Genomic DNA, 20,376 nt, shown 5'->3' on the forward strand with positions numbered 1-20,376 from the left:
AGCTCCCCTGTGCTGCCGTTCGACTTGCATGTGTTAGGCCTGCCGCCAGCGTTCACTCTGAGCCAGGATCAAACTCTTCACTTAAAATTTTCAGGCCGAAGCCCAAAGTCTTGAGTGCAGTCGTTCAAACCCCGAGCTCCAATTACCCGCTTGCATTTGCATGCATTTGAATCTTTGTTGCTCTTGGTACGAACGTCTGCAAGATGGACAACCATCCACCGGCCAGACGCCCGCACAAGTCACCTGCGCACACTGTCAAAGATCACCGGAAGTGGCCTCAGCGCCTCCTTCCTTCAACCCCTCCGCTTCCGTCGGGGCGAGCCGCACATTATAGCGCGACTTTCGCGTCCGTCAACACCCTGTCGGGTGGAAACTTCCGCCTCCCGTCGCGGCCAGGCCGACTGGCCGATCCCGCTGGGGAGCCGCACATGTTAGCGCGGTTTCGAAGAACGTCAACACCCTATGAGGGATCTTTCCGACTTCGCCCCGCGCCTCGCGCCGTGTCGGCCACGCCGTGCGGGGCGCGCATTGTGCACGGTCGCGACCGGACACGGAAGGGCTGCGCGCAACTCTCCGTACAGCTACGCGACGGCATCCACGTCCTGCAGCGCTTCCAGCAGTCCGCACAGGCTGCGCAGGTCCTGCGCGTTGTGCAGCCCCACGCGACGGAGCTTGGCCGCGCTGCCTCCGCGCAGATAGGCCAGCCACGCGCCCGGCGCCTCCGCGCCCGGCAGGTCGTCTTCGCGCAGCACGCCCAGCAGTTCGCGCTCGGCCGTCGCCAGGCGGCAGTTCGCCCAGACGCCGCGGTAGCGACGGCGGACGGGATGCAGCAGGTCGACGTGGCGAAGCGCAGGCAGCGGATCCGGCATGCGCGCCAGGCGATAGCGCGTGGACAGCAGCGGGCGGTCGTAGCTTTTGCCGTTGTAGCTGAGCAGCACCGTGTCCGGATGCAGCCAGGCGGCAAAGGCTTCGAGCATGGCCTCCTCCGCTGCAAGGCGCGTGATGCACAGCTGCCGGATACGCAGCCCATCGGCGCGCCAGTCGGCGGCACCGATCATGAACGCGCGCGTGCCGGTGCCGCCGGCCAGTCCCGTCGTTTCCGTGTCGAAGGCCAGAACATGGCCGCGGCACACCGCCTCCTGGCCGATGCCGTGCAACGGCAGCATCGCGTCGCCCGGTGCCCACGGTACCCACTGCTCGTGGTAGCGCAGGCCCGGGGAAATCTCCTCGCCCGGAAGCGCGCGATCGACGCTGCGCGGCGCTGCCGCCGTTGCCGGCGCGCGGATCTTCAGCAGCGTGCGGAGCTGGGCGATGGTGGCCTCGCGCGACAGGCTCGCGGGCGCCGGCACGCGCGCGGCCGCAGCGGAGTCCGGCTCGACGGCCGCCGGGATGACCTCGCGCCCCTTGGCTTGCGTGCGTCCGGTTTCAGGTACCGCTCCCGCCCGGGGTACCGCTCCCGCCTGGCTGCGCAGCCCCGCGAGCTTCTTCGCCAGCGCGCTCATGCCGCGGCCAGCAGGTCGAGCACGCGCAGTGCCAGCGCGCGCGGCGTGCCCGCGCCGCCTTCGTCGGCCTCGAGGATCGGCCCCACGCAGGCGGGGCAGCCGGCGTCGCAGTCGCAGCCGACCACCACCGCGCGCGCCTGCGCCACCAGTTCGGCGCGGCGCTCGTACAGCGGTGCAGACAGGCCGATGCCGCCAGGGTAGTTGTCGTAGAGATAGATGGTGGGCGTGAAGCGGCCGGGCGCGGGCAGCAGCATGGCGTCGCCGCCGCCGGGCAGCGGAATGCCATCTCCGTCGACTCCGACCTCGCCGGGCAGCCGGATTCCGGATGCGTCGGCCACGGCCTGGCCGCCGGCGAGCGCCTCGCCCTGCGGCCCCCGCAGCTGTCCGCGCCCCTTCGCGTCGCGCCCTGCGAACCAGGCACCGTCACCGCTGCCCACCGCCTTCAGCAGGTCGCGCGATTCCGCCATCACCGCCACCTGCGCCACCAGGTGCAGCGCATGCGCCGCACCCAGGAAACCGTCCAGCGCCTCGTGCCGCATGGCGAAGGCCTCCTCCAGCACGCGCTGCGGCAGCTGCCACCACACCGCGCTGGTGTGCATCTCCTGGTCGGGCAGCGTCACCGGGCCGTAGCCGATGTTCTCGTGGGTGTGGAAGCGGATCTTCTTGTAGCCGGACACGCGCCGCAGCACGTGCACCTCGCCCATGTGCGCGGAGCCCTGCCCGGCCGGCGTCTGCTCGGCATCGTCGAGCACCTTGAGCTTCGTGTAGTCGATGGCATCGGTGTAGTAGTCCACCTGCGTGCGCCGCACATAGGCCTTGCGCCCCTCCCAGTCGAGGCGCTCCACCTGGAAGGGTTCGGACTGGACCATGTGGATGGCGCCCTCGTACAGCGTCAGCGCCGCGGCCGAATAGTCGACCTCGGCGATGATCACCTGGCGGCCGTCGGTGCGGTCGACGACCACGAAGTTGCCGTCGGCCACCGAGCGCAGGTTCACCGCCTGCGCGGGATAGCTGTCGGCGATCCACTCCCAGCGCTCGCCCTCGTGGTGCAGCACGCCGCTCTCGGCCAGCACCTCCAGCCACGGGCCCGGTTCCACCGGACCGAACGCATCGCCGTCGCGGAACGGAAGCTCGAACGCGGCGCAGCGGATGTGGTCGAGCAGGATCAGCGGCTGGTCCGGCTCGATGCGCGCGTGCTCGGGACTGGCCGCGGCGAAGAACTCCGGATGCCGAACCACGTACTGGTCCAGCGCCTCCGAACTGGCCACGAGCACGCCCAGCGACGGCTGCTGCCGGCGCCCAGCACGGCCGAAGCGCTGCCAGGTGGCGGAAATGCTGCCGGGATAGCCGTTGAGCACCACCACGTCCAGGCTGCCGATGTCGACTCCGAGCTCCAGCGCCGAGGTGCTGACGATGCCGTCGATGCGCCCGGCGCGCATGTCCTGCTCGACCGCGCGCCGCTCGGTGGGCAGGTAGCCGCCGCGGTAGGCGCGGATGCGCCGCGGCTTGCGCGGGTCGTGGTCGAAGACTTCCTTCAGGTACTTCGTCAGCACCTCGACCATCGAGCGCGACTGGCAGAACACGAGCGTCTTCAGGCCCGCACGGATCGCCAGCCGCGCGATGCGGTTGGACTGCGAGCGCGCCGAGGCGCGGATGCCCAGGTCCGGGTTCACCACGGGCGGGTTCCACAGCAGCACGTGGCGGTCGCCGCGCGGCGCGCCGCTGTGCTCGATCACCTCGACGTCCTCCGCGGCGGCCTCGATCAGCGCGCGCCCGTGTTCGCCGGCGTTGCCGATGGTCGCCGAGCACAGGATGAAGGTCGGCGATGCGCCATAGAACGCGCACACCCGCTTCAGCCTGCGGATCACGTTGGCGACGTGGCTGCCGAACACTCCGCGATAGGTGTGCACTTCGTCGATGACCACGTAGCGCAGGTTCTCGAAGAACTGCGCCCACTTGGTGTGGTGCGGCAGGATGCCCTGGTGGAGCATGTCGGGATTGCTGACCACGATGTCGCCGCTGACCCGGATCGCGCGGCGGGCGTCGCCCGGCGTATCCCCGTCGAACGTGGCGGCGCGCAGCCCGAGGTTGCCGGCGGCGTTGAGTTCCAGCAGCTCGCTGACCTGGTCCTGGGCGAGCGCCTTGGTCGGGAACAGGTACAGCGCCTTGCCGCGCTCGGCCAGCGCGCTGGCCACGACCGGCAGCGTGTAGCAGAGCGACTTGCCCGACGCGGTGGGGGTGGCCACGACGAGGTGGCGCCCGGCCCGGGTCGCGTCCCAGGCCCGGGCCTGGTGGCTGTACAGGCGCTCGATGCCGCGCGCCCGCAGCGCAGCTGCGAGAGGTTCGGGCAGGTCGTCGGGAAACGGGGCGTACTCGCCGTCCTGGCCCGGCAGCACCAGGCTGCCGGTCACGCGCCCGGGATACTTGGCCTCGAGCCTTGCGGCCAGCGTGCCGCCACCCGGCGCGTCATTGGCTGCGGCACCGTGCCGGTCGGAAAAGGCGAGCCCTCGGGCAGGCGTGGCGATCGCGTTCAATGCAGGCTCCGGCGGCGGGGGCCGCGATGCTCCCGCGGCCGCGTCTCACCGGCTGAGACCCGGGCCCGCCGCCGCATTCCGTGCCGGCTCCGGCGCCAATCCGGCTGGCGCCTGACCGCAGGCGCCGGGCTTCCGCGGTTGCTTCGAATCGACCCGGGACGCGCCCTGCCGGCCGCACCGTTGCCCTCGCGTTGACGCACCCCGGACCACAGTGGGCCTCCGCCCGATGGAGCCCGGCCATGGCCAAGTCCAATCCCACCCGTCCCAACGCCCCCAGCGACGAATCCAGCCTCGACGACGGCACCGACCTGCCCGAGACCCGGGGCCCGGCCCTGAAAGACCCGCGCGCGACCGCGGCCATCGACAACATCGGCGTGGACGAAGGCGCGGATCTGCTGGACGTGGCGCTGGACGACCAGCCCGGAGACGTCGACGCCGACGGCCGCTCCTTCGCCGACGACGTGCGCAGCGACACGATCAGCGACGACGAGGCGCGCGAGCGGCGCTGACGCCCCCTGCACCCCGCCGGGCTACCCGGGCAGCGGCTGCAGCGACGGAGTCCGGCGCGCTGCAGGGACCGGTCCGGCCGGTGCGCCTCGCCCCCTCCGGGTGGCCGATGCTGCGATCATGAGCGGCATGGACACCCCGATTCCTCCCGCGTTCTCCACCCTCCCGCTGCCCGAGGCGCTGCTGCGCGGCGTCGATGCGCTCGGCTACGCCGCGATGACCCCGGTGCAGGCGCAGTCGCTGCCGCCGATCCTCGAGGGCCGCGACCTCATCGCCCAGGCGCCTACCGGCAGCGGCAAGACCGCCGCCTTCGGCCTCGGCCTGCTGCACCGGCTGGACGCTGGCGCCGTGCAGACCCAGGCCCTGGTGCTGTGCCCCACGCGCGAGCTGGCCGACCAGGTGGGCGGCCAGCTGCGCCGCCTCGCCACCGGCGTGCCGAACGTGAAGCTCAGCGTGCTCTGCGGTGGCATCCCGCTGGCGCCGCAGCTGGCCTCGCTCGCGCACGCGCCCCACGTGGTCGTCGGCACGCCCGGCCGCATCCTCGAACTGCTGGCTCAGGGCGCGCTGGACCTGCGCGGCGTGCGGACCTTCGTGCTCGACGAGGCCGACCGCATGCTCGACATGGGGTTCGAGGACCAGATCCGCGACATCGCGCGCCAGGTGCCGCGCGACTGCCAGCGCCTGCTGTTCTCGGCGACCTTCCCCGACGCGATCCGCACGCTCGGCAAGGCGATGCTGCGCGACCCGGCCGAGGTCAGCGTCCAGGGCGCCGCCCACGCCCCCGCGATCGAACAGCGCATCGTCGACGCCGACCCGGCGCGCAAGGCGCCGCTGCTGGCCGCGCTGCTGCTCGAGCACCGGCCCGAATCGTGCGTGGTGTTCTGCAACATGCGCCGCGACGTCGACGAGGTCGCGGGCTCGCTGGCGCACTACGGCTTCGACGCGCTGGCGCTGCACGGCGACATGGAGCAGCGCGACCGCGCCGAAACCCTGCTGCGCTTCGCCAACCGCAGCTGCAACGTGCTGGTGGCCAGCGACGTCGCGGCGCGCGGCCTCGACATAGACGACCTCGCTGCGGTGGTGAACTACGACGTGCCGTCGGATCCCGACACCTACATGCACCGCATCGGGCGCACCGGCCGCGCCGGCCGCACCGGCCTTGCGCTCACGCTGTGCACGCCGGACGAGCTGCGCCGCATGGAGGCGATCGAGGACCACCAGTTCCGCACCCTGCCGCGCGAGCGCGGGCAGCCGGTGGAGGGCCGCCCCAAGGGCGTGCCGAAGGCGGCGATGGCGACGCTGCGCATCGACGCCGGCAAGGGCGACAAGCTGCGTCCTGGCGACATCCTCGGCGCGCTGACCGGCGATGCCGGGCTGTCGGCGAAGGCGATCGGCAAGATCGACGTGCAGGCCACGCGCTCCTACGTCGCGATCGCCCGCGCGCAGGCGCCGCAGGCGCTGGCGCGGCTGCGCGAGGGCCGGATCAAGGGCCGCCGCTTCCGCGTTTCCGCGCTGTAGGCGCCTCTCCGCGCTGGCGCGCTACAGCCGCTCGGCCAGCGCCTGCGCGAACGCCGCGCCGCGGCCCGGATCGACCCCGAGGTAGAAGTCGGGTTCGATCAGCTCGGCTTCCATCAGCAGCCAGCGGCCGTCGGCGCCCGGCACCATGTCGATGCGCGCATACAGCAGCGCCCCCCCGATCGCGGCCAACACCCGCTCCGCCAGCGCGAGCGCGCCCGCCGGCGGCTGCGCGAGCACGGTGTAGCGGCCGCCGAAGGTTTCCTGCACGCGGAAGTCGCCGGGCAGCGGGCGCTTGTTCACCACGTGCGAAAGACGGCCGCCGAAGTACAGCAGCGAGGTTTCGCCTTCATCGAGGATGGTGGGCAGGAAGGGCTGGACCATGATTTCGGCCGCGTCGCCGTCGCCGTCGCCGTCGCCACCGTCCGCGGCCTGCCCGAAGCGCGCCAGCACCGCGTCGATGCCGTCGCGCCCGAAGCGCCAGGTCTTCCACGCGCCGCCCGACACCGTGGGCTTGGCGATCAGCTCGTCCGCGCCGGTGGTCTCGAACACCTGCTCCAGCTGGGCCCGCGCCAGCCGCCGGCTCCACACCGTGTGCGGGATCGCCACGCCGTCGCCGGCCAGCCGCGCCAGATAGCGCTTGTCCGAGTTCCACGACAGCACCGCGGGCGGATTGGACATCGGCAGGCCGGCCTCGTCCCAGGTGCGGCAGGCGCGCAGCCAACGCGCGTGGTCGACGTGGTAGTTCCACACCAGCAGCGGCAGCACGTGCGCGAACCCGTGCAACCCGGACGCGTCATCGACGTGCTCCACCCACGGCGTCGGCACGGCGCGGATGCCCTGCACCGCCAGCGCCGCCTGCAGGCGCGCCAGCACCGGCGGCCAGACCTCGGCGTGGTCGCCGTGGGCGGGATCGGGCGTGAGGATCGCGACCTCGATCATGCCTGGACTCACGTGCCATCGCCTCCGGCCAGGCCTGCGCGCGCATGCCGCCGGCCCCAGGCGAAGTAGATCGCCGCGCCGACCACCAGCCAGACCGCGAAGCGCACCCAGGTGAGCGTGGTCAGGTTGAGCATCAGGTAGAAGCACAGCAGCGCCGAGACGATCGGCAGCACCGGCGAGAACGGCACGCGGTAGCCGCGCTTGAGCTCCGGCCGCGTCCGCCGCAGCACCACCACGGCGATGCTGACCAGCACGAAGGCCGACAGCGTGCCGATGTTGATCATCTCTTCGAGGATCTCGACCCGGGTGAAGCCCGCCAGCAGGGCCACGGCGGCACCGGTGATCAGCTGCAGGCGGACCGGGGTCCGACGGGTCTCCGAGGTGACGCTGAGCCAGCGCGGCAGCAGGCCGTCGCGGCTCATCGCCAGCAGCACGCGCGACAGCCCCATCAGCAGCACCATGATCACCGTGGTCAGGCCCACCAGGATGCCGACCGAGATCACCTGCGCCGCCCACGGCGCACCGACCGCGATGAAGGCCGTGGCCAGCGACGGATTCTCCGCCGCGGCCAGCATCGTGTACGGCACCATGCCCGTGAGCGCGATTGCCACGCCGATGTACAGCAGCGTCACCAGCGCCAGCCCGCCGAAGATGCCCAGCGGCAGGGTGCGCTGCGGATCCTTCACCTCTTCGGCGGAGGTCGCGACCACGTCGAAGCCGATGAAGGCGAAGAACACCAGCGCCGCGCCCGACAGCACGCCGGCCATGCCGTAGGTCGCCGGCGCCGCGCCGGTGAGCCAGGAGAACAGCGACTGCGCCCAAACGTCCTCGCTGCCACCGGCCGTCGGCACCGCGGGCGGGACGAAGGGCGTGAGGTTGTCGGCGTTGAAGTACGTCAGCCCGACCACGATCACGAACACCACGATGCCCACCTTGATGAGGGTGAACAGGTTGTTGACCCGCGCCGACATCTTGGTGCCCATGATCAGCAGCGCGGTGAACACGCCGACGATGAACAGCGGCCCCCAGTCCATGGCCAGCCCGAACACGCCGATGGTGGTGGGTATGTGCACGTCGAACAGCTCGAAGACCGTGGCCAGGTAGATGCCCCAGTACTTCGCGATCACCGCGCCGGCGGTGAGCAGCTCGAGGATCAGGTCCCAGCCGATGATCCAGGCCAGGAACTCGCCCAGCGTGGCGTAGGTGTAGGTGTAGGCGCTGCCCGCGACCGGGATGGTCGAGGCGAACTCGGCGTAGCACATGATCGCCAGGGCGCAGGCCAGCGCGGCAAGCATGAAGGACACGATGACCGCCGGGCCGGCGAAGCTGCCGGCCGCGCGCGCGCCCACCGAGAAGATGCCGGCGCCCACCGCCACCGCCACGCCGAGGATCATCAGGTCCCAGGCGCTGAGCGAGCGCTTGAGCTGGCGCCCGGGCTCGGCGGCGTCGGCGATGGTCTGCTCGATGGACTTGGTGCGGAACAGGCTGCGCGACGGGCTGGCCTGGGCGCGACGGGGCTGGTTCATCCGGATTGGGCTCGTGTCGGGACGGAAGCGCCGCGTCCGCCGGCCAGGCCGGCCGCACGCGGCAGGCGATCGAGACTACGCCGCCTGCGGAGGCCGGGACAATGCCGAAGGTCCGGCACGTGGCGCTATCCTTGCGCGATGTCCCTGCGCACCGTCCATGCCACGCGATACGTCACGCCGCTGCGCGAAGGTGGCTCGATGCCGGCGATCGTCGAAGCCGACGACGACGGCATGTACGTGCTCAAGTTCCGCGGCGCGGGCCAGGGCCCGCGGGCGCTCGTGGCCGAACTGGTGTCGGGCGAGATCGCCCGCGCGCTCGGGCTGCCCGTGCCCGAGATCGTGTTCATTGAGCTGGACGTGGAGCTGGCGCGCACCGAGGGCGACCCCGAGATCCAGGAGCTCATCCGCGCCAGCGGCGGGCTCAACCTCGCGCTCGACTACCTGCCGGGTGCGGCGAATTTCGATCCCGTGGCGGAGCAGCCGTCCGCCCGCCTCGCATCGGAGATCGTCTGGCTCGACGCCTTCACCAGCAACGTCGACCGCAGCGCCCGCAACCCCAACCTGCTGGTCTGGCACGGCGAGCTGAAGCTGATCGACCACGGCGCATCGCTCTATTTCCACCACGGCTGGACCGGGGACACCTCGGGCGCCGACAAGCCCTTCCCGCTCATCCGCGACCACGTGCTGCTGCCGCTGGCCACCGGGCTGGCGCAGGCCGACCGGGTGCTCAGCGCGCGGCTGCCGGACGAGCGCATCGCCGAGATCGTGTCGTGGATCCCGGACGTCTGGCTGGACGGCCCCGATGCCTTCGGCACGCCCGGGCAGCAGCGCGCCGCCTACGCCAGCTACCTGCAGCAGCGCCTGGCGCTGCCGCACGCCTTCGTCGAGGAGGCCGAACGTGCGCGCGCATGACAGCTACGACTATGCGGTGATCCGCGTGGTCCCGCGCGTCGAGCGCGGCGAGTTCATGAACGTGGGCGTGATCGTGTCCTGCGAGAAGACCGGCTACCTCAAGGCCGCCGTGGAGCTGGACGAGGCGCGCCTTCGCGCGCTCGATCCCCGCGTGGACCTCGCCACGCTGAGGCGCCACCTCCAGGCGATGCAGCGAATCTGCGCCGGCGGTCCCGACGCCGGGCCGATCGGCCTGCTGCCGCAGCGCGCCCGCTTCCACTGGCTGACCGCGCGGCGCAGCGCGATCATCCAGACCTCGACCGTGCACATGGGCCGCTGCGGCGACATGGACGCGATCGTCGAGCACCTGATGGAGCGGATGGTGCGGGTGGCCGCCGACTGAGCCGACGCGACCGCCTTACCTGGCCGGGCCCGGATCCCATTCGAAGACCTCGGCCAGCGGCGTCCCCAGCGCGTGCGCGATGCGGAACGCCAGTTCCAGCGACGGCGCATAGCGGCCGGCCTCGAGCGCGATGATGGTCTGGCGGGTGACCTGGCAGGCCTGGGCCAGCGCTTCCTGCGTCATCCCGGTGCGCTCCTGGCGCAGCTGGCGGATGTGGTTGGTGACCGCGGTGCGCGCCACGCGGCTCAGCGCCGATCCAGCCAGTGGCGCACGGCGCTCGCGCCGTTGTCGACCAGGCAGCCGACCATCAGGACCAGCACCAGCAGGTTGGCGATCATCGGCAAGCTGGCCCACTGCAGGCGGTCGGCGGGCGAGATGCCCAGCAGCACGGCCAGGACCACGATCATCCCGGTGACCGCGTGGCGGGACCAGCCGGCGGCTTCGCGCTCGATCTCGCGGTCGCGCTCGTCCTCCTGCACGCGGTCCTTCCAGCGCCTGCCGACGGTGGACGACAGCACGGTCCACGCCACCAGCAGCATCACCAGGTTGCGGCCCACCTGCTGCGCCTCGGGACTGTCGGCGAGGCTCGGGGTCTGGAACACGTGCATGCGGGCGACGAAATAGGCCACCGCCGCGGCCATGAAGGCGGTGCCGATCCACGCCTTCCATTCCGCGGGCGAGACCTGCAGCTCGGCGTCGGTCAGCGACAGCCGCCAGACCCCGTGGAGCGCGCCCCAGGCCGACAGCACCAGCACGGCGAACCCAATGGAGCCGAGGTCCAGGCCGAACAGGGACTCCGCGCCGGCGAGCAGCATCCAGAGACCAAGTCCGGCGGCGGCGAGCAGCATGGGCAAGGCAAGGCGGCGCATGTCCATCGGAAACTCCACGCAGGGAATGTAAAAAACAACTTACATCCGCCTCTGGAGCGATGTCAAACTTTCTTTACATGCCGGCGCGGCCCGCCCGGCCGGAGGTCAGCCGATGCGGAAGATCGGCTGGTGGCGACGCAGGTCGTGGCGTGGATGCGGGAGGTAGCGGCTGCGCGTGTAGCCGGGGAACTGTCGAGCGCTCCGGCGGGGCGAGTTGCCGTGCGGATCACCGCGCTCCATGGGATGGACATGCGGCAGGCCAGCCTGGATGCGCGTGATGCTGGTGGCCGGTGTCGATCGACGTCGCGCAGGGGCGACGCGGGACGTGTGGGCGGGAAACAGGGACAGGATGATGTTCTTGAAATGTCTGGTAATGGTGATCCTCCATAAATTCAATTAAAACAATACGTTACGGTCGTAATTGTAGCATATTCGCGTATTCAGGTAAAGCGGATGACGGTCCGGACTCACGGTGCACGCACGCTTGACCCCGGTCATGGCAGGCGGCTGCCGGCGAATCGATGATGCTGCGGACATCCGCACACGGCCCCCCGGCCAAGGAGTTGCCATGAAGACCGCCCCCGCCGCCCTGCCCGCCATCGTGCTGGCCCTGTTGATCGTGCCCGGCCTGGCCATGGCGCAGCACGACCACGCCATGCATGCCGCGCACGCCGGGCCTTCCGACCTTGCCGCCCCGGCCGAAATTCCGTCCGGCCACGTGCGCTGGACGCCCGATGCGCCGCTGGTGGACGGCATGGGCCAGGTCCGCAGGGCCGTCGCCACCCTCGCCCATCTGGAAATGGGCCATCTGGACGAAGGCCAGGTGCTCACGCTGGCCGGCGACGTCGATGCCGCCATCGAATCCATGTTCGCCAACTGCAGGCTCGAGCCCGAGCCCGACGTGGCGCTGCACGGCATCCTCGCCCGGCTGATGGCCGGGTCGAAGGCGCTGCGCGATGCTCCCACCGACCCGGCGCCAGTGGGCCCGATGCGCGATGCGGTCGCCGACTACGAACGCCTGTTCGACGATCCCGCAGCAGCCGCCGGGCGCTGATCGCCCGCCCTCACCGCCGGGCTGCGGCTGCGCCCGGCGGCACGGGCGGCACTCAGCGGGGCGCCGGCGCCCGGTACATGGCGGCGCTGATGCACGAGAACAGGCTGACCACGAACCAGCCGAACGGGAACAGCGAGAGCGTCAGCAGCCAGGTCACGGCGCCGGCGATGCAGCCGGCGACGAACCAGAGAATTGCCGACAGCACGCGCCCCTGGACCAGCTGGCCGAGGCCCGGGACGATGAGGCTGCAGATGGCGGCAATGACGTTGCCGGTGGAACCTTGCCCAGTACCCATCGTTCAATACTCCTGTAGACCAGTGTCGCGGACCAGGCGTCCGCATCGATGTACAGGACGGACGCCACACCCGATATGTGACGCTCAGGCCATCGGCAGCTTGAGTCCCTGCTCCTTCGCGCATTGCTTCGCGATGTCGTAGCCGGCATCGGCATGGCGCATCACGCCCGTGCCGGGATCGTTCCACAGCACCCGCGCGATGCGGCGATCCGCATCCTCGCTGCCGTCGCAGACGATCACCACGCCCGAGTGCTGGCTGTAGCCCATGCCGACGCCACCGCCGTGGTGCAGGCTGACCCAGGTGGCGCCGCCCGCCACGTTGAGCATGGCGTTGAGCAGCGGCCAGTCGCTGACCGCGTCGCTGCCGTCGGCCATGGCCTCGGTTTCACGGTTGGGGCTGGCGACGCTGCCGCTGTCGAGGTGGTCGCGGCCGATCACCACCGGCGCCTTCAGCTCGCCGTTGCGGACCATCTCGTTGAAGGCCAGGCCCAGGCGGTGGCGCTGGCCCAGGCCCACCCAGCAGATGCGCGCCGGCAGGCCCTGGAAGGCGATGCGTTCGCCGGCCATGTCCAGCCAGTTGTGCAGGTGCGGGTCATCGGGAATGAGCTCCTTCACCTTGGCATCGGTCTTTGCGATGTCTTCCGGATCGCCCGACAGCGCGACCCAGCGGAACGGCCCGACGCCGCGGCAGAACAGCGGCCGCACGTAGGCCGGCACGAAGCCCGGGAAGTCGAAGGCGTTGGCGCAGCCCTCGTCCTTGGCCATCTGGCGGATGTTGTTGCCGTAGTCGACGGTCGGGATGCCGCGGGCGTGGAAGGCCAGCATCGCCTCGACGTGGACGCGCATCGACTGCTTCGCGGCGTCGCGCACCTTTTCCGGATTGGCCTGCTGCTCCGCCAGCCACTGCTCCACGGTCCAGCCGATGGGCAGGTAGCCGTGCACCGGGTCGTGGGCGCTGGTCTGGTCGGTGACGCAGTCCGGGCGCACGCCGCGCTTCACCAGCTCGGGCAGGATCTCGGCGGCGTTGCCGAGCAGCGCGATCGACTTCGCCTCGCCGGCGCCGACGTACTTCGCGATCCGCGCCAGCGCGTCGTCGAGGTCCGTCGCCTGCTCGTCGACGTAGCGCGTGCGCAGGCGGAAGTCGATGCTGGCCTGGCGGCACTCGATGGTGAGCGAGCAAGCGCCGGCCAGCGACGCCGCCAGCGGCTGCGCGCCGCCCATGCCGCCCAGGCCCGCGGTCAGGATCCAGCGACCCTTGAGGCTGCCGCCGTAGTGCTGGCGGCCCATCTCGACGAAGGTCTCGTAGGTGCCCTGCACGATGCCCTGGCTGCCGATGTAGATCCACGAGCCCGCGGTCATCTGGCCGTACATCATCAGGCCCTTGCGGTCGAGCTCGTTGAAGTGCTCCCAGTTGGCCCAGGCCGGCACCACGTTGGAATTGGCGATCAGCACGCGCGGGGCGTCGGCGTGGGTCGGGAAGATGCCGACCGGCTTGCCCGACTGCACCAGCAGGGTCTCGTCGTCGCCGAGCGTGCGCAGCGATTCGAGGATCGCGTCGTAACTGGCCCAGTCACGCGCCGCGCGGCCGATGCCGCCGTACACCACGAGGTCTTCCGGACGCTCCGCCACGTCCGGGTCCAGGTTGTTCTGGAGCATCCGGTACGGCGCCTCGGTCAGCCACGAACGGCAGTTGAGCGCGCTGCCGCGCGGTGCGCGGACGGTACGGGAGGGGTCGTGGCGGTTGGACATGGATGGCGGCACCGGTGGACGGAACGCCGGATTATCGCATCGCCCGGGAAGAAGACGCCCGGCACGCGGCCGGGCGTCGTGGGGGCCAACGCTGGGGCCCCGAAGCGTGGACGCGCGGGCATGCCGGGCGTCCGGACGGGGCTGCGCGCGAACTCAGCGGATCGAGGGATCCAGCCGGCGCAGCGCGTCGTGCAGGTCGGTCGAACCGCTGCGCTCGATGTCCTCGCGCGTGTAGACGCGGCCACCGGCCGCGACGCAGTCCTTCTGCTCGCTGCGCGAGCGGGCGTTTCGCGCCCCGGTGATGCGCGAGCCGGTCTGCTCGATGCAGAAGCGGTCGTCGGCCTTGCGGGCGTCCCTGGCCTGGCTGCGCGCGGCTTCCTCGGGCTCGTCCTGTGCGTGCCCGGCGACGGGCACGGCGGCGAACGCCAGCGCGGCCAGGGCCGCGATGATGCAAGCGTGCTTCATGGGTCACCTCGTGGTGCTGGGGGAGCAGCCACCAACGATACGCCGGGCATCGCGGCCCGCGGGCGACGCGCGCGCGCGCGTTCACCGCGTCCTCAGGTTGTCGGCAGCGGGGCCACGTCAGCGGGCGGCAGCAGGCGCGCGCGGTAGCGGGCTTCGGCGTAGTAGCGGATCTTCCGGCAGCGCACGGGATGCGCCAGCCCTTCGCAGAACACGATCTCGCGCGCGGGATCCATCGCCTTCAGCTCCTGCGGCAGCATCAGCGCGCGCCGCTCCTCGCTCTCGCTGCGGCTCACGTCGCGGCGGCGGCGCCCCCGCGTCAGGTTGCGCCTGCGCAGTGAGGTATAGCCCAGCATCTCCGAGTAGTCGTTCGCGTCCTGCTGCTCGCGCGGCGCGAACACCACCTGCATCGCGTGGTTGGTGGCGATCGCACGGGCGATGTCCTTGCCGTAAACCGCGTCCAGCTGGGCCATGCTCTGGATCACCGGCAGCAGGCGCAGGTTGTAGCCGGCCATGTAGGCCATGGCGGTGGCGATGATGTCGATGCGGCCGAGCGCCGTGAACTCGTCCATCAGCAGCAGGCATTGCAGCCGCAGCGAGTCATCCTCGCCAGGCAGCACCCGCGTGTTCAGGTTGATCAGCTGGCTGAAGAACAGATTGAGCATCGGCCGCGCTTCCGCCAGCCGGTGCGGGGGCACGCCGACGTAGATGGTCATTGGCCGCCGGCGCACATTGTCGAGCAGGAAGTCGTTGCCGCTGGTGGCGGCGTCGAGCACGGGGTCGATCCACGGGTTCAGCGGCTCGCGGAAGCTGCCGAGGATCGACGCGAAGGTCTCCTCCGCCTGCGACAGCAGGTTGCCGAACGCACGCCGCGCGTGCTCGCCGAGGAAGGGGCGCGACGCCAGGTCCTGCAGGTGCTGTCGCGCCGGGATGCCCTGCGCCGACGACAGCCGGAAGACCCGGCCCAGCGTCGGGAACAGGTGGAGCTCCTCCGGCATCCCGTCGCGGCACTGGGCTTCGTAGTGGTCGTACAGGTAGAGCGCGAACGCCAGGAAGGCGTTGCGCGCCTGGCTGGTCCAGAACTTCTGCTCGGCGCCGGCGTCCGGATACAGCAGGTTGGCGATCCCCTGCAGGTCGGACACGCGCTGCAGCGGCTCGGTCGACACGTACGACAGCGGGTTCCAGCGGTGCGTACGGCGGTCCTCGGCGAAGGGATTGAACAGGTGCACCGCCTGCCCCTGCGCGCGCCGCCAGCCGCTGGTGAGCGCGAAGTTCTCCTGCTTGATGTCGAGCACCACCACCGAGCCGAGGTAGTCGAGCAGGTTGGGCACGACGATGCCCACACCCTTGCCCGAGCGCGTGGGCGCGGCCAGCAGCACCGACTGCTGGCCGTCGAAGCGCAGCAGGCGGCCGAAGCGGCGCCCGACGACGATGCCGTGGCCGGAGCGCGTGAACAGTCCGCGTCGCGCCAGCTCGAAGACGTTGGCGAAGCGCGCGCGGCCGTGCAGCGAACGCCGCCGGGGCCGCAGCAGCAGGCATGCCGGTACGGCGGCCAAGGCCAGCGGCACTCCCATGCCGACGGCTCCCGCCAGCCGGATGCGGGCCGCATGCGGCGCGACGTCCGGATGCGCGAGTGCGCGCAGGTAGTCGGGATACGTGGTCCATCCCGTGGCCACGCCATCGAGGCCGAGCAGTCGCGGTACGAGCGCGCCCGACAGCCACAGCCCGGCGGCGAGCGCCACGCAGAGGCACGCGAGTGCCAACGTCATCCTGATCCTGTCCATGTCACCTTCCGTGGTGTGCCGGTACCCGGCCCGGCGGAGCTTAGCGTAAGCTCGGGCGCGAGTCCCCGGGGGAGGTGGCACGGCGATGCGCTGGCCTGGATTCCGAGATGATGACGCCCTGGTCCTGCCGCTGGATCCTGCGCGGTTCCTCCCTCCTGGCTCGACCCTTCGACTGCGCCTGGATGGCCATGTGCTCGAGCGCAAGCACGAAGTGCACCTGACCCTGCTGGGACGCGACGCCGGGCGTGCGATGCGCGGGCGCCTGGGCGAGGAGCGCATCCGCGGCCTGTTCGAATCGATGGAATGGGCGCCGCAGGGCACCGCGCGCTACGCACTGCTGCACAAGGCCAAGCCGCAGTGGGAAGGCACGCTCCAGGCCTGGTCGGTCATCGAACACGTCCAGTCGCCGGCGTTCGCCGCGTTCCGCCATGAGCTGGCACAGGCCAGCGGGCTGGCGCTGGACTGCGGCGTGCCGCACGCCACGCTTTACGTCGCCGGCGATCCCTACGGCATCGGCCTGCCGGACCTCGCCGCCTACCGCAGCTGTTTCGTGCGCGAAGTGGCGGCTTCGGAGCTGGCGCCGGGCCAGCGGGTCGCCGACGGACCCTAGCGGTCACTGCGCGACGCCGCTCTGCCGGTGACGCCTCAGTCCTGCTCCTCGGCGGCCTCGCGGCCCTGCTGCCTGATCAGTGCCTCCTCACGCGCATCGTTGATCGCCGCACGCACGCCGTCGAGGTCGGGCACCGAGTCGTCGTGCACGAAGCTGCCGCTGAGCTCGCTGTCCGGACGCAGTTCGCCGGCTTCGAACAGCGCCCACATCTCCTCGCCATACCAGGTGTCGAGCAGCTCCGGCGCCCAGGCGCCGAGGCTGGCGGTGAGGTTGTTGACGTCGCGCAGGAGCATGGTGCGCGCGGCATTGTTGCCGGCCGCGCTGACCACCTGGGGGAAGTCGATCACCACCGGCCCGTCCGGTGCCACCAGCACGTTGTAGGCGGACAGGTCGCCGTGGATCAGCCCGGCGCACAGCATCCGCACCACCTGCCGCACGAGGGTGCGATGGAATCCCCCGGCCTGCTCCGGCGACAGCTCGACCTCGGCCAGGCGCGGCGCGGAGTGGCCATCGGCATCGACCACCAGCTCCATCACCAGCACGCCGTGGAAATAGCCGAAGGGCTCCGGCACGCGGACGCCGGCGTCGCGCAGCCGGTACAGCGCTTCCACCTCGGTGTTCTTCCACTCGGCTTCCTGCTGCCTGCGGCCGTACCTGGTGGCCTTGCCGATCGCGCGCGCCTCGCGGCTGCCGCGGACCTTGCGCCCTTCCTGGTACTGCACGCGCTGCTGGAAGCTGCGCTGCGCCATGTCCTTGTAGACCTTGGCGCAGCGGATGTCGCCGCCCGCACGCACCACGTAGACGGCCGCTTCCTTGCCGCTCTTGAGCGGGCGCATCACTTCGTCGATCACGCCGTCGTCGATCAGCGGCTGCAGGCCGCCAGGGGTCTTCATGGGATTCCGGCGCCTGGCCGCGGTGGGGAGCCGGGCAGTCAAGCACGAGGGACGCGCGGGCGCCAGCCAGTGGGGCGCTGATGTACCCTCCCCGGTCGCACCGTACGCACTCGCCCCGGGACTTCCGATGCACATTTGCCTGCCGCAGTCCGGATGCATCGCCCGCGACGTCCATGACCGGGACGCCGTGGCGTGGCTGCGGCCCATGCTGCGCGCACTGGCACTGGCGGCGGGCCTGCTGGCGCTCAGCGGCTGCGCGGTCCTGAAGGAATTCGCGCCGCGCGTGGAAGCCGAGCCGCTGGGCCCGGGTGAGTACATCGCCCTCAAGCGCAGCGACATCCTGACCACCGACGAGCTCAGCCCCGCGACCCAGGCGACCCTGCGCGTGGCCGGACTCGACGAGGGCGCCTGCCTGGCGCCGCCGACGCCCGACTGCGTGGCCGCGCTGGCCGCGGCGCAGGGCCTCGGCGACGAGCGCCGGCTGGCGGCGCTGGCCGAGCTGTGGACGCAGCAGGCGATCGCGCTGACGCCTGAGGGTTCGGTGCCCGCCGCCGACGCCCAGATCGACGCCTGGCTGGAAGCCGCGCGCCACGCCTACGCCTATCTGTTCTTCAGCGAGCGCGCGCCCGGCGAACGCGCGTTCGAGGACCGGCAGACCCAGGTACGCGACTACTACAACTACGCCGTGCAGCAGGCGGCTTCGGGCCTGTTCCAGCGCTGGCAGGACCAGGCCGGGCACGGTGCCGGAACCACGGCCGCGCCCGGCGACGCCCTTTCGATCGCCGGCTGGACCATCACCAGCGACATGTCCGGCGTGCGCATGCCCGAAGGCGTGGTGCTGCCGCGGGAACTGGTGCCGGCCTCCTCGATCTCCTTCGCGGGCCTGCGCAGCATCTACCGGCGCGACGGCTTCGGCGCGGAGGTGGTCGCGGTGATGGGCGACGATCCGGTGACCACCGCGGCGGCGGCGCCATCACGGGCAGTGGAAGACCGGGACGATGACCGCGACGACCGGCAGGACCGCCGGCGTGCCGGTCGTTCCCGTCCCTTCAGCGAGATGCCCTCGCCGACGCTGACGCTGCTGATCCGCTTCCCCGGCGAGGACCTCGCCGGCGTGCTGGCGACGCGGGAACTGCTGATCAGCGCGCACGATCCCTACGTCGACGACGCCATCGAGCTGCATGGCTTGCACGTGCCGCTGTCGGCCAACTACAGCGCCGGGTACGGCCTGTGGCTGGCGCGCTCGGGCTTCAACCGGCAGTCGCTGCAAACTCTGTTCGGCCGGGAAGAGGGCATCACCCGGCCGCACCTGTACATGATGCAGCCCTACGATCCCGACCGCCGCATCCTGCTGATGATCCACGGCCTGGCCAGCAGTCCCGAGGCCTGGGTGAACGTCGCCAACGAAGTGCTGGGCGACGAGGTGCTGCGCCGCGAGTTCCAGATCTGGCAGGTCTACTACCCGACCAACATGCCGCTGGTCCTGAACCAGTCCGCGATCCGCCGCATCATCGTCACCGCGATGGAGAACTTCGATCCCGACGGCCGCGCGCGCGCGTCGCGGGAGACGGTGCTGATCGGCCACAGCATGGGCGGCGTGCTGTCGCGGCTGCTGGTCTCGTCCGCCGATGACCAGCTGTGGACCTGGATGCGGGAGAACTACGAGCTCGACGATGGCCGCCTGGAGCGCGCCGGCCCGAGGCTGGACCGGATGCTGCGCTTCGAGCCGCTGCCCGGCGTGGACCGCGCGGTGTTCATCGCATCGCCGCATCGCGGCACGGCGGTGGCGGGGAACGGGCTCGGTCGCTTCCTCGGCAGGCTGGTGCGCCTGCCGCTGACGGTGCTGGAGGAGGTCGGCGAGCTGTTCGTGGGTGACGACGACGGCAGCGAGCCGGTCGCGCTCCCCAACAGCATCGACAACCTGGGCCAGGACGATCCCTTCGTGCGCGCCGCGGCCGACCTGCCGATCTCGCCGCGCGTGCGCTACCACAGCATCATCGCGCGCACCGATCCGGACGTGCCGCTCGAGCAGTCCGACGACGGGCTGGTGCCCTACTCCAGCGCACACCTGCCGGGCGCGCTGTCGGAGAAGGTCATCACCGGCGGACACAGCGTGCAGGAGACCCCGCAGGCGATCCTCGAGATCCGGCGGATCCTGCATCGCGACATCGCCGAGCGGCCGCCGCGGCCGTGAGCGCGCCCGCGACCACCGCCGCCTGGCCTGCGCTGCCCCGGGACTTCTACCTGCGCCACCCGGTGGACGTGGCCCCGGACCTGCTGAACAAGCTGCTGGTGCGCGCGGACGGGCGCATCGGCCGCATCGTCGAGGTCGAGGCCTACGCCGGCCGCGAGGATCCCGCCGCGCACTCCCACCGCGGCCGCACCGCGCGCAATGCCACCATGTTCGGCCCCGGCGGGCACCTGTATGTCTACTTCACCTATGGCATGCACTGGTGCGGCAACGCCGTCTGCGGCCCCGAGGGCGAGGGCTGGGGCGTGCTGCTGCGTGCGATGGAGCCGGTCGACGGCTTGGACACGATGCGCCAGGCGCGCGGGCTGCCGGCAAAGAAGGACCGTGACCTCGCCTCCGGGCCCGGCCGCCTGGGCCAGGCCATGGACCTGACGCGGGAGCTGGACGGCGCCGACCTGGTCCGGCCGGACCGCGGCATCTGGATCGCGTCCGACGGCATGCCGCCTCCGGACGCGCCGGCCGTCGGTCCGCGGGTGGGCATCCGCCACGCCGTCGAACTGCCCTGGCGCTGGCATGTGCCGGGGCACGCGCACGTCTCGCGGACGCGCGCGGGCGTACCGCCGCCCCGGAAAACGAAAAACCCCTGACC

At 71.2% G+C, this 20,376-nt stretch carries 18 protein-coding genes, 1 rRNA gene and 1 pseudogene; 8 read left to right on the top strand and 12 right to left on the bottom strand.

Annotated features, from left to right (window positions below):
- From IE168_RS12995 to IE168_RS13005, 3 genes and pseudogenes are all read right to left on the bottom strand, one after another.
- Window positions 1-84 (bottom strand): 16S ribosomal RNA (locus IE168_RS12995); the annotation flags it as partial.
- Window positions 85-581: 497 nt separating this feature from the next.
- Window positions 582-1,502 carry a ribonuclease H-like domain-containing protein gene (locus IE168_RS13000; protein ID WP_189498931.1) on the bottom strand — a complete coding sequence of 307 codons (921 nt, stop codon included), beginning with the start codon at window positions 1,500-1,502 and terminating at the stop codon, window positions 582-584.
- Window positions 1,499-3,952, bottom strand: a pseudogene (locus IE168_RS13005) (DEAD/DEAH box helicase); the annotation flags it as partial. The pseudogene IE168_RS13005 and the gene IE168_RS13000, both read right to left, overlap by 4 nt.
- Window positions 3,953-4,275: 323 nt before the next feature.
- Here IE168_RS13005 and IE168_RS13010 point away from each other — a divergent pair.
- Both IE168_RS13010 and dbpA read left to right on the top strand, forming a co-directional pair.
- Entirely contained in the window at window positions 4,276-4,545 is a 270-nt protein-coding gene (locus tag IE168_RS13010; protein WP_189498934.1) for a hypothetical protein, read from the top strand.
- 127 nt (window positions 4,546-4,672) lie between these two features.
- Complete coding sequence (gene dbpA, locus IE168_RS13015; RefSeq protein WP_189498936.1) at window positions 4,673-6,061, top strand: ATP-dependent RNA helicase DbpA; 1,389 nt, start codon at window positions 4,673-4,675, stop codon at window positions 6,059-6,061.
- Between the two features lie 21 nt (window positions 6,062-6,082).
- On the opposite strand, the gene IE168_RS13020 is transcribed toward dbpA, so the two are convergent.
- Together IE168_RS13020 and IE168_RS13025 are read right to left on the bottom strand one after the other, a co-directional pair.
- On the bottom strand, window positions 6,083-7,012 hold the full coding sequence (locus IE168_RS13020; protein ID WP_229823562.1) for an ATP-grasp domain-containing protein: 930 nt from the start codon (window positions 7,010-7,012) through the stop codon (window positions 6,083-6,085).
- Window positions 7,009-8,526, bottom strand: coding sequence for an amino acid permease (locus IE168_RS13025; protein ID WP_189498938.1), 1,518 nt, complete (start codon window positions 8,524-8,526; stop codon window positions 7,009-7,011). Before IE168_RS13025 ends, IE168_RS13020 begins: the two co-directional genes overlap by 4 nt.
- Window positions 8,527-8,670: 144 nt before the next feature.
- Here IE168_RS13025 and IE168_RS13030 point away from each other — a divergent pair, with 144 nt between their 5' ends.
- Complete coding sequence (locus IE168_RS13030; protein ID WP_189499069.1) at window positions 8,671-9,438, top strand: HipA family kinase; 768 nt, start codon at window positions 8,671-8,673, stop codon at window positions 9,436-9,438.
- Complete coding sequence (locus tag IE168_RS13035; RefSeq protein ID WP_189498940.1) at window positions 9,425-9,820, top strand: DUF3037 domain-containing protein; 396 nt, start codon at window positions 9,425-9,427, stop codon at window positions 9,818-9,820. Before IE168_RS13030 ends, IE168_RS13035 begins: the two co-directional genes overlap by 14 nt.
- Before the next feature lie 15 nt (window positions 9,821-9,835).
- On the opposite strand, the gene IE168_RS14635 is transcribed toward IE168_RS13035, so the two are convergent.
- Both IE168_RS14635 and IE168_RS14640 read right to left on the bottom strand, forming a co-directional pair.
- Window positions 9,836-10,060, bottom strand: a complete 225-nt coding sequence (locus IE168_RS14635) for a helix-turn-helix transcriptional regulator (RefSeq protein WP_229823568.1) — start codon at window positions 10,058-10,060, stop codon at window positions 9,836-9,838.
- A 5-nt stretch (window positions 10,061-10,065) separates the two neighbouring features.
- Window positions 10,066-10,695: a hypothetical protein gene (locus IE168_RS14640; RefSeq protein ID WP_229823571.1), complete on the bottom strand. Its 630-nt coding sequence runs from the start codon at window positions 10,693-10,695 to the stop codon at window positions 10,066-10,068.
- Window positions 10,696-11,257: 562 nt separating this feature from the next.
- Between IE168_RS14640 and IE168_RS13045 the strand changes: the two genes are divergently transcribed.
- Entirely contained in the window at window positions 11,258-11,743 is a 486-nt protein-coding gene (locus IE168_RS13045) for a DnrO protein (RefSeq protein ID WP_189498941.1), read from the top strand.
- A gap of 52 nt (window positions 11,744-11,795) precedes the next feature.
- Here IE168_RS13045 and IE168_RS13050 read toward each other — a convergent pair whose 3' ends face one another.
- The 4 genes from IE168_RS13050 to IE168_RS13065 form a co-directional block, all read right to left on the bottom strand.
- Window positions 11,796-12,038 (bottom strand): hypothetical protein, encoded by a 243-nt coding sequence (locus IE168_RS13050; protein ID WP_132999223.1) that lies wholly within the window; start codon window positions 12,036-12,038, stop codon window positions 11,796-11,798.
- An 84-nt stretch (window positions 12,039-12,122) separates the two neighbouring features.
- Window positions 12,123-13,787 (bottom strand): urocanate hydratase, encoded by a 1,665-nt coding sequence (gene hutU, locus IE168_RS13055; RefSeq protein WP_189498943.1) that lies wholly within the window; start codon window positions 13,785-13,787, stop codon window positions 12,123-12,125.
- A 153-nt stretch (window positions 13,788-13,940) separates the two neighbouring features.
- Complete coding sequence (locus IE168_RS13060) at window positions 13,941-14,252, bottom strand: hypothetical protein (RefSeq protein ID WP_189498945.1); 312 nt, start codon at window positions 14,250-14,252, stop codon at window positions 13,941-13,943.
- 92 nt (window positions 14,253-14,344) lie between these two features.
- Entirely contained in the window at window positions 14,345-16,033 is a 1,689-nt protein-coding gene (locus tag IE168_RS13065; RefSeq protein ID WP_189498947.1) for a type IV secretory system conjugative DNA transfer family protein, read from the bottom strand.
- 190 nt (window positions 16,034-16,223) lie between these two features.
- Between IE168_RS13065 and IE168_RS13070 the strand changes: the two genes are divergently transcribed.
- Window positions 16,224-16,643: a hypothetical protein gene (locus tag IE168_RS13070; RefSeq protein ID WP_189498949.1), complete on the top strand. Its 420-nt coding sequence runs from the start codon at window positions 16,224-16,226 to the stop codon at window positions 16,641-16,643.
- Between the two features lie 35 nt (window positions 16,644-16,678).
- Here IE168_RS13070 and IE168_RS13075 read toward each other — a convergent pair whose 3' ends face one another.
- Window positions 16,679-17,536, bottom strand: coding sequence for a PA4780 family RIO1-like protein kinase (locus IE168_RS13075; protein ID WP_189498951.1), 858 nt, complete (start codon window positions 17,534-17,536; stop codon window positions 16,679-16,681).
- 127 nt (window positions 17,537-17,663) lie between these two features.
- On the opposite strand from IE168_RS13075, the gene IE168_RS13080 reads away from it, so the two are divergent.
- Both IE168_RS13080 and IE168_RS13085 read left to right on the top strand, forming a co-directional pair.
- The gene (locus tag IE168_RS13080) at window positions 17,664-19,730 is read left to right on the top strand and encodes an esterase/lipase family protein (RefSeq protein WP_229823578.1); all 2,067 of its coding nucleotides are present in this window, start codon (window positions 17,664-17,666) and stop codon (window positions 19,728-19,730) included.
- On the top strand, window positions 19,727-20,374 hold the full coding sequence (locus IE168_RS13085; RefSeq protein WP_189498953.1) for a DNA-3-methyladenine glycosylase: 648 nt from the start codon (window positions 19,727-19,729) through the stop codon (window positions 20,372-20,374). Before IE168_RS13080 ends, IE168_RS13085 begins: the two co-directional genes overlap by 4 nt.
- Window positions 20,375-20,376 lie beyond the last annotated feature (2 nt).

Origin of the sequence: Luteimonas padinae, from assembly GCF_014652935.1 — a bacterium.
In the GTDB taxonomy this organism is placed as follows: domain Bacteria; phylum Pseudomonadota; class Gammaproteobacteria; order Xanthomonadales; family Xanthomonadaceae; genus Luteimonas; species Luteimonas padinae.